Source organism: Mesorhizobium sp. M8A.F.Ca.ET.021.01.1.1, assembly GCF_003998025.1.
GTDB lineage: Bacteria > Pseudomonadota > Alphaproteobacteria > Rhizobiales > Rhizobiaceae > Mesorhizobium.
This window is the reverse complement of record NZ_RZSJ01000250.1, coordinates 1-8,338: the sequence shown is the minus strand read 5'-3', so window position 1 is coordinate 8,338 and position 8,338 is coordinate 1. Positions and strand designations below refer to the sequence as shown.

6 protein-coding genes and 2 pseudogenes are annotated in these 8,338 nt (G+C 62.5%); 2 read left to right on the top strand and 6 right to left on the bottom strand.

Annotation, left to right across the window (positions count from 1 at the left end; genetic code table 11):
- The 4 genes and pseudogenes from EOA36_RS19455 to EOA36_RS19440 all read right to left on the bottom strand — a co-directional run.
- Positions 1 to 557 (bottom strand): annotated as a pseudogene (locus EOA36_RS19455) (Fe-S cluster assembly protein SufD); the annotation flags it as partial.
- 39 nt (positions 558 to 596) lie between these two features.
- Entirely contained in the window at positions 597 to 1,352 is a 756-nt protein-coding gene (gene sufC, locus EOA36_RS19450) for a Fe-S cluster assembly ATPase SufC (protein ID WP_127279011.1), read from the bottom strand.
- Between the two features lie 30 nt (positions 1,353 to 1,382).
- Positions 1,383 to 2,900: a Fe-S cluster assembly protein SufB gene (sufB, locus tag EOA36_RS19445; RefSeq protein ID WP_127279010.1), complete on the bottom strand. Its 1,518-nt coding sequence runs from the start codon at positions 2,898 to 2,900 to the stop codon at positions 1,383 to 1,385.
- A 210-nt stretch (positions 2,901 to 3,110) separates the two neighbouring features.
- On the bottom strand, positions 3,111 to 4,271 hold the full coding sequence (locus EOA36_RS19440) for a cysteine desulfurase family protein (protein ID WP_127279009.1): 1,161 nt from the start codon (positions 4,269 to 4,271) through the stop codon (positions 3,111 to 3,113).
- 255 nt (positions 4,272 to 4,526) lie between these two features.
- On the opposite strand from EOA36_RS19440, the gene EOA36_RS19435 reads away from it, so the two are divergent.
- Entirely contained in the window at positions 4,527 to 5,201 is a 675-nt protein-coding gene (locus tag EOA36_RS19435; RefSeq protein ID WP_127279008.1) for an alpha/beta hydrolase, read from the top strand.
- A 97-nt stretch (positions 5,202 to 5,298) separates the two neighbouring features.
- Here EOA36_RS19435 and EOA36_RS19430 read toward each other — a convergent pair whose 3' ends face one another.
- Positions 5,299 to 6,120, bottom strand: coding sequence for a phosphatase PAP2 family protein (locus EOA36_RS19430; RefSeq protein WP_127279007.1), 822 nt, complete (start codon positions 6,118 to 6,120; stop codon positions 5,299 to 5,301).
- A gap of 25 nt (positions 6,121 to 6,145) precedes the next feature.
- Positions 6,146 to 7,789 carry a glycosyltransferase family 39 protein gene (locus EOA36_RS19425; protein ID WP_127279006.1) on the bottom strand — a complete coding sequence of 548 codons (1,644 nt, stop codon included), beginning with the start codon at positions 7,787 to 7,789 and terminating at the stop codon, positions 6,146 to 6,148.
- 286 nt (positions 7,790 to 8,075) lie between these two features.
- On the opposite strand from EOA36_RS19425, the pseudogene EOA36_RS19420 reads away from it, so the two are divergent.
- Positions 8,076 to 8,338: pseudogene (locus EOA36_RS19420) on the top strand (tyrosine--tRNA ligase); the annotation flags it as partial.

The window sequence follows — 8,338 nt, the reverse complement described above, 5'->3', positions numbered from 1 at the left end:
CATGTGCGCTTGCCGGCGCCGACACGCACCGGCAAGCGCACATGGGTCTGGCCACCTGCCTGCAGGTTTTGCAGCTCGACCGGCTTTTCCAGCTCGGCGCCATCGGCGATGTCGACGAAAAAGCCGTCGGCGACGAAGGCGGTGTTCAGCGCACCAATGGCATCGTCACTGCCATAGGGGTCAAGCCCCGGCGCGATGCTGCCGTCGGTCAGCTTTTCGGACAGACGCTGGACGCTGACACCCTCGACGTCCGGCGCCTTGGCGCTCGACACGCCGTTCAACAGAGCGAGAACCGTCGAACCGTCGACGATTGGCGCGATGGCTTTCGCGGCGGCTGCCGGATCGAAGTCCGGCACCGCATTCAAAAGCCGGCGCAAATCGGTGTAATGCCAGGATTCGATGCGCCGCGTCGGCAGGCCGTGCTTGATCGCTTCGATGGCGTCGTCGCGCTTCAGCATCACCGCGCCGTCGCCCGGCAGCAGCGACAGCCGGTCGCCGAAGGCGTCGATCAACGCTGTCTCGGCCGGTGTCCGCTGCGGTTGTGTGTGCATATTCATCAGTCTCGCCTGTCTTTTGGAACAAAATGACTTGGCATCTCAAGCGGCTTCGCCGATCACACCGGCATAGCCATTGGCCTCGAGGTCGAGCGCCAGCGACTTGTCGCCCGACTTGATGACCTGGCCCCTGTAGAGCACGTGCACGCTGTCCGGCACGATGTGTTCGAGCAGGCGCTGGTAATGGGTGATGACCAGGAAAGCCCGGTCCGGCGAACGCAGCGCGTTGACGCCATCCGAGACAATCTTCAGCGCGTCGATGTCGAGGCCGGAATCGGTCTCGTCGAGCACGCAGAGTTTCGGCTCCAGGAGCTTCATCTGCAGGATTTCGGCGCGCTTCTTCTCGCCGCCGGAGAAACCGACATTGAGCGGCCGCTTCAGCATCGCCATGTCCATGCTGAGCGATGCGGCGGCTTCCTTCACGCGCTTCAGGAATTCCGGGATTTTCAGCGGTTCCTCGCCACGCGCCTTGCGCTGCTCGTTCATCGCCACTTTCAGGAATTCCATGGTGGCGACGCCCGGTATCTCCATCGGATACTGGAAGGCGAGGAAGATGCCTGACGTGGCGCGCTCGGCCGGATCCATTTCGAGGATCGACTGGCCGTTGTAGAGGATGTCGCCCTCGGTCACCTCATAGTCCTCGCGGCCGGCGAGGATATAGGACAGGGTCGATTTGCCCGAGCCGTTCGGCCCCATGATGGCGGCAACCTCGCCGGCTTTCACCGTCAGGTTCAAGCCACGGATGATTTCGGTGCCGTCATCGACGATGCGGGCATGCAGGTTCTTGATCTCAAGCATTTTCGTTTCCTGAATATTTGTCTGGGCCGGTCAGCCCACCGAGCCTTCCAGCGAGATGCCGATCAGCTTCTGCGCTTCGACCGCGAATTCCATCGGCAGCTGCTGGATGACGTCCTTGACGAAGCCGTTGACGATCAGTGCGATCGCCTCTTCCTCTGGGATGCCGCGTTGCATGACGTAGAACTTCTGGTCCTCGGAGATCTTCGAGGTCGTCGCTTCGTGCTCGAACTGCGCGGTCGAGTTCTTGGCTTCCATGTAGGGCACGGTGTGCGCGCCGCACTGGTCGCCGATCAGCAGCGAGTCGCAGTTGGTGAAGTTGCGGGCGTTGGTCGCCTTGCGGTGCGCCGAGACCTGGCCGCGATAGGTGTTCTGCGAGAAGCCGGCGGCGATGCCCTTGGAGATGATGCGGCTCGACGTGTTCTTGCCGAGATGGATCATCTTGGTACCGCTATCGACCTGCTGGTAGCCGTTCGAGACGGCGATCGAATAGAACTCGCCCGAGGAATCGTCACCGCGCAGGATGCAGCTCGGGTATTTCCAGGTGATCGCCGAGCCCGTCTCGACCTGCGTCCACGAAATCTTCGAACGGTCGCCACGGCAGTCGCCGCGCTTGGTGACGAAGTTGTAGATGCCGCCCTTGCCTTCGGCATCGCCGGGGTACCAGTTCTGCACCGTCGAATATTTGATCTCGGCATCGTCGAGCGCGACCAGTTCGACCACTGCGGCGTGAAGCTGGTTCTCGTCGCGCTGCGGCGCCGTGCAGCCCTCGAGATAGGAAACGTAAGCCCCCTCCTCGGCGATGATCAGCGTGCGCTCGAACTGGCCGGTGTTCTTCTCGTTCATGCGGAAATAGGTCGACAGCTCCATCGGGCAGCGCACGCCCTTGGGCACGAAGACGAACGAACCGTCGGTGAAGACGGCCGAATTCAGCGTGGCGTAGAAATTGTCGGAGGTCGGCACGACCGAACCGAGATATTTCTGCACCAGCTCCGGATGTTCGCGGATCGCTTCCGAGATCGAGCAGAAGATGACGCCGGCCTGCGCCAGTTCCTTCTTGAAGGTGGTGACGACGGAGACGGAATCGAACACGGCGTCGACGGCGACGCGGCCTGATTTGTAGACGTTGTCGCTGACTTCCTCGAGGTCCGAGGCGTCGGTCTTCTGCACGCCGGCGAGGATTTCCTGCTCCTTCAACGGAATGCCGAGTTTCTCGTAAACCTTCAATATCTCGGGATCGACGTCGCTGAGCGAAGTCGGTCCTGGCGTGCTCTTGGGCGCCGCGTAATAGTAGATGTCCTGGAAATCGATCTTGGGATAGTCGACGCGCGCCCAGGTCGGCTCTTCCAGCGTCAGCCAGCGGCGATAGGCTTCGAGGCGCCATTCCAGCATCCAGGACGGCTCGTCCTTCTTGGCCGAAATGAAACGGATGATGTCTTCGCTCAGGCCCTTGGGAGCCTTGTCGACGGCGATCTCGGTCTGGAATCCGTATTTGTATTGGTCGACGTCGATCTTTCGGACCCGATCGATCGTGTCCTGCACAGCAGGCATATGCGTTCTCCATCCACGCCGGGGTCAAGGCCCGACAGTTTTCAAACTATGGCACCACCAAATGAACGCCCGAGCAGCGTCCGCGGCAGCGTAAGTTCCATATAGTGCGCCTCGACCGGAAATTCACCCGGCCAATATGAAACGCACGGCTCTACCAGGCCGAAGCCCAAATCCGTTTTTCTCAAGCATCGGATTCCGATGCTCCAACCGCTACGCGGCCTTCTCTCTGCCCGCCCTCCGCGCGGCGATGCCTGCCAGCGCGGCGCGGAACAGTTCGATGTCCTCGGCGCCGGTCTCTGCACCGACCGATACGCGCAGGGCGCCAAGGCTGTCACCGTGCCCCATGGCCTTGAGCACATGGCTCGGTCCGACCTTGCCCGACGAGCAGGCGGAGCCGGCGGAAAGCGCCACGCCCGCCAGATCGAAGGCGATCTGGGCGGTTTCGGCTTTGACCCCGGGAATAGCGAAGAATGTCGTGTTGGCAAGCCTTGGTGCACCGGCTCCGAAGATTTCGACGTCCGGCACCAGGGTCTTGATGATGGTTTCAACCTCGTCGCGACGCTGACGCACGGCACCGATGGTGTTCAGCCGGGCCAGGGTTTCCCGCGCAGCGGCGCCAAAACCGACGATGCCAGGCAGGTTTTCGGTGCCGCCACGGTGGCTCTTTTCCTGGCCGCCACCATTGATCAGCGGCCTCGGCATCATCAGGTCGGCAGCGGCAACGAAGGCGCCAGCGCCCTTGGGGCCGCCGAGCTTGTGCGAGGACAGAATCACATAGTCGGCATATCCAGCCGACATATCGATGGAAACGCGGCCCGCGGCCTGGACCGCGTCGACGACAAGAATGCCGCCCGCCGCCCTGACGATCTCCGCGATGCGATCGGTCGGCTGGATGACGCCAGTTTCGTTGTTGGCGGCGTGGATCGCGACCAAGGGCAAGCCATCGGCCTTGTCGTGACCGGCCAACGCCGCCATCAAGGCGTCGAGATTGACGATGCCATCGGCGCCGACACCGATCCGCGTCACCAGGTCTGCCGGGAAGCGTCCACCATTCAGCAGGCACGGATGGTCGGCCTCGCACACGTAGAGCCGGCTCATGCGAATGGCGCCGCGCCCCATCTGCCAGTCCGGCCTCAGAAGCGTCGATGCGGCCTCGGTCGCGCCCGAAGTGAAGACGACATGTTCGGCCTTGCCGTTGACCAGCGCCGCCACGTCGCGCCTGGCATTGTCGATCAGCCTGCGCGCGGCGCGCCCTTCGGCATGGACCGACGAGGGATTGGCCGCATCAAACGCCGCGACCATGGCCTCGCGCGCCGCAGAAAGCAGCGGCGCACTGGCATTATAGTCGAGATAAGCGCGTATCGCGGCCATTTTCGTCCAGTTCTTCCCGTCAGAAGCCATTCCGCCGACGTATGGCGTTATTTCCTTGAAATTCCAAGGCAAGCCGTCCTATTTACGCGGCTTGCGGCGAGGCGATCGGGCGATTGCGTTTCGGCCACCCAGTTTTGAACAATTCTAAACTAGCTTCTAGGAAGACGCTCGCCCTGCGTCAAGGTCTGTGGAAGCGGAGCCAGAGGAAGAGTGTTCCGGGCGCCGCGCACTTGTATATGTCACGTGGAGTATTTCATGCCTGAGGTCATTTTCACCGGTCCTGCCGGCCGTCTGGAGGGACGCTACCAGCCCTCGAAGGAAAAGAGCGCGCCGATTGCCATCGTGTTGCATCCGCATCCGCAGTTCGGCGGCACGATGAACAACAAGATCGTCTATGACCTCTTCTACATGTTCCAGAGGCGTGACTTCACCACGCTGCGCTTCAATTTCCGCGGCATCGGCCGCAGCCAGGGCGAATTCGACCATGGCACCGGCGAGTTGTCGGACGCAGCGGCGGCGTTGGACTGGGTGCAGTCGCTGCATCCGGATTCCAAGAGCTGCTGGGTGGCCGGCTACTCCTTCGGATCCTGGATCGGCATGCAGCTCCTGATGCGCCGGCCCGAGATCGAAGGCTTCATCTCGATCGCGCCGCAGCCCAACACCTATGATTTCTCGTTCCTGGCGCCCTGCCCGTCCTCGGGCCTGATCATCCATGGCGATGCCGACAAGGTGGCGCCGCCGAAGGACGTGCAAGGCCTGGTCGACAAGCTGCACACGCAAAAGGGCATCACCATCACGCAGAAGACCCTGCCCGGCGCCAACCATTTCTTCGCCAACGACGCCGATGTGCTGATCGAGGAATGCGCCGACTATCTCGATCGCCGGCTAGCCGGTGAATTGTCCGATCCGCGACCGAAGCGGCTGAGGTAAGACATCGGGCGATCCGTATTCGCCGGGCTAAGGGCGGGCGGGCAATGCCCGCCTCCTCTGCGTAAGGCTGCCGCGGCGTGGTTTATCCGGCACCGACCTATTTTTCCGGGGCGACCAGCCGGAACGATGCCTTGCGGACCGGCAATCCTGAAGGTGCTGGCCGGAAGATGAAGCCGAGCCTGGCAAAGACCAGTCCGCACGCCAGCGCGAAGGCGCAGCCGAGGCCGAAGCCGGCAACGGTGTCGCTCGGATAGTGCGCGCCGACGAAGACCCTGGTCGAGGCGATGCAGGCCGTGACCACCAAAGCGATGTACCAACGCCGCGGAAACAGAAGCAGCAGGATACCGAACACGGCGCCCATCGTCGTGGCATGGCCGGAGGGAAAGCCGGCAAAGCGCGCATCGAAGGCAAAAGGGTGCAGCGCAAGGACGCCAAAATCCTGGAAGTAGAGCGGGCGGGCCCTGCCAATGGCATATTTCAGGACATTGACGGTGAGGCCGGACAGGCCAACCGCGCTCAGCACCAGGAAAGCCAGACAGGTCCAACTGTAGACCAGCATCAGCGCGCGCCGCGAAAGGCTTCGCCAATCCGTCAGGTTGGCCGCGACAAGCAGAAGCGCGGACGGAATAAGATACCAGCCGCCCAGCCCGAACTGCGTGAAGAACTCGGCAAGCCTGGCCACATCGGGCGACCATTGACCATGCGCCACCCCCGCCGGCGTATCGAGACGAACAAAGGCTGCTGCCGTCAGAAAGACCCAGACCAGGCCCCACGCCCACCATGAGATGTTGGGATAGCGAGCGGGGCGAACGGCAAGGCGCCGTCTTGCGAGTTGCAGGGTGTCGCGAAAATTGCCGAGGGATCGGCGTCCTATCCCGAGGAGCGAGCTGGAAACGGGTGGGCGCGATTTCACGAGCATTGGGAACACGACGCCATCATCGAAGTCATTGGCTCACACGATAAAGACCGAGCGACAGTTTGTCTCCCGATGAGTAGTTGAGGCCGTCGACTTCGGCGACGCGGTTGGCCGACTTGCCTTGCACGGACAGCATGCCATTCAATTTCTGTTCGTCACCGATCGGCACCAGGCCCAAGGAGCAAGCAGGATCGGCGAGCAGATGCTCCGCCACGCCACCGACATCGGTCAGCACCGTCTTCGTGCCGACCAGGAATACCAGGCTAGGCTCCTGATAGCGCGCCGAGGCCAGCACGGTCGTGTCGCAAGGTTTGTTGGCGCGCACGGCTTCCTTGATCGCCGGGCTCAGCCAGATCGGCTTCAGGGACGGGGCGATGACACCGAACAGCAAGGCATAGGTGATGCCCGCACAGGCGGCGGTTGCGCCGATGCGGGGCAGCGGCACCTGCAACTGTCGTGAGAAGGCGAGGTAGCCGGCGCAAAGCGCTGACGCTGCCGCCGGGATGCTCCACCACGAGAAGCTGTGCGTAAGGTAGATCGGTGCCCCGACGCAGACCGCCGCCAAGCCGAGGCTGACCACCACCAGACCGAATGCGGTCGACCACCACAGCCACTGCTGCCAGCGCTTGAGCGGCGCATTGGCGTCCTGCGGCTGCAGGGTCAACAGCCAGCCGATCAGCAGCGCCATGCCGGGATAGGCCGGCAGGACGTAGTGCGGCAGCTTGGTCGGGATGAGTTCGAACACGAGCCAGAACGGAATGTACCATGCCAGGCAAAAGCGCAGCCTGAAATCGTCGCGCACCCGATTGAGGGCCTGCAGCCCGGCGCCGACCGCGATCAGGCCGAACGGCCACATGAACAGCGAATAGGTCAACATGTAGAAACCCGGTGGCAGGCCGTGCGATTCCTCGCCCGAAGCGACCTTGTTCAGCATATCCTTGCCAACGGCTTCCTGGAAAAAGGCGCCACCGCTCTTCCAGCCGATAAAAGCGACCCAGGGCAGCACGATGAGCAATACCAGCGCCACGCCGCGCACGAATTTCAGCTTCAAAAGCCAGCGCCAGTCGCGTTCGAAAGCAAACAGGGCCGCCGCCGTCAGCAGCGACAGGAGCGGAGCCACGGGCCCCTTGATGAGGATCCCCACGCCTTGCGCGAACCAGAATATCCACGGCAGATGGCCCGCCACCGGCTCGTTGCGGCGCGCCGCCAGATAGACCTGCGCCAGCGCGCCCTGCGCGGCCACGCAGCAGGCCAGAAGCATGGCGTCGGTTTTGGCGTCGCGTCCCTCGAAGGCGGTCGCGAAAATCGCCGCCATCATCAGGCCGGCGGCAAGTCCGGCATTGGCGCCGAACATTTTTGTGCCCGTCCAGGCGATGCCCAGAACAGCGAGCGCGATTCCGAGCATCGAGACAAGGCGGTACACCCAGATCGGCGCGGCCGCGCCCTCGCCGCTCAATGCGACAGCTGCCGATTGTAGCCAGTAGATGCCGATCGGCTTCTTGTAGCGTGAGACATCCTGGAAGCGAATGTCGATATAATCGCCAGTTTCGACCATCTGCTTGGTCGCCTGGACAAAACGGGATTCGTCGCGGTCGATCGGCGGAAGGCTCGCCAAGCCGCTGAAACTCATTAGCAAGCTGAACAGAAAGAGGAAGAGGTAGTTTCTGTTCATCGCGGGAGCTTTCCGGATCTGATCTGCGGGACGACCCCGTCGCGGCGTGCGGGCGCTGCCCTTGCGCGGCGCCTCATTACGCCAGCGGCATGAATGAGGCAAGGATTCGCAATTGCCATCCGCGGGCAGCAAGACCAGGTTCCGCCTTTGCTGATCGCGAACTCTTGGTTGGCGCGCGATCCGGCGCAAAACCGGATTCCACTTTTGCTGATGCCACTTGAGTGCTAAACGCGCGCGTTCACATATGCCCGCGACGGACCGGGCGTACGCTTTCGGGAAAGAAAACATGCCTGCCTTCAAATCCGATTTCCTGCGCACGATGAGCGAGCGCGGCTTCATCCACCAGACCTCGGATGATGCCGGCCTCGACGCTATCTTCGCCAAGGAAACCGTGACGGCCTATATCGGCTTCGACGCCACGGCCAAGAGCCTGCATGCCGGCTCGCTGATCCAGATCATGATGCTGCACTGGCTGCAGCAGACCGGACACCGGCCGATCGCGCTGATGGGTGGCGGCACCTCGATGATCGGCGACCCGTCCTTCAAGGA

Coding starts and splice junctions, on each gene's coding strand:
- sufB (WP_127279010.1), bottom strand. CDS start 2,900: ATGCCTGCTGTGCAGGACACGATCGATCGGGTCCGAAAGATCGACGTC.
- EOA36_RS19435 (WP_127279008.1), top strand. CDS start 4,527: ATGCCTGAGGTCATTTTCACCGGTCCTGCCGGCCGTCTGGAGGGACGC.
- EOA36_RS19430 (WP_127279007.1), bottom strand. CDS start 6,120: ATGCTCGTGAAATCGCGCCCACCCGTTTCCAGCTCGCTCCTCGGGATA.
- EOA36_RS19425 (WP_127279006.1), bottom strand. CDS start 7,789: ATGAACAGAAACTACCTCTTCCTCTTTCTGTTCAGCTTGCTAATGAGT.
- EOA36_RS19440 (WP_127279009.1), bottom strand. CDS start 4,271: ATGGCCGCGATACGCGCTTATCTCGACTATAATGCCAGTGCGCCGCTG.
- sufC (WP_127279011.1), bottom strand. CDS start 1,352: ATGCTTGAGATCAAGAACCTGCATGCCCGCATCGTCGATGACGGCACC.